This is a genomic window from Alkalicoccobacillus porphyridii, from assembly GCF_007293315.1.
Lineage (GTDB): Bacteria > Bacillota > Bacilli > Bacillales > Bacillaceae_D > Alkalicoccobacillus > Alkalicoccobacillus porphyridii.
Map to the genome: position 1 here is coordinate 1 of NZ_VLXZ01000243.1, position 266 is coordinate 266.

Annotated in this window: 1 protein-coding gene; it reads left to right on the forward strand. The window is 43.2% G+C overall.

Annotated elements, in window-relative coordinates; translation table 11 throughout:
* Positions 1–266, forward strand: a 266-nt coding sequence (locus tag FN960_RS24190) for a DUF1266 domain-containing protein (protein ID WP_143850824.1), incomplete at both ends; no start/stop codon positions are given.

Below are 266 nucleotides of genomic sequence, written 5' to 3' on the forward strand. Positions count from 1 at the left end.
GAGGAAGCCCCAGAGCAGGTTATCGCCTTGTTGAATAAATTTGCTGTTTTTCCCTCAGACTATATCTCTGATTGCGCTAATCATAGCTCCGGTAAATCCTCGGCGAAGCTAATATGGGCGGCGGAATTATCATGGATGATCTCGATATCAAGCACAGCTTTTCAAAACGGGACAATTGAAGAAGAACTGGCCTGGCATTATATAATGCTTGCTTCTCGAAAGGCGCACGAGTTGTTCGAAAGCGAAGAAGATTATCAAAAAAATAG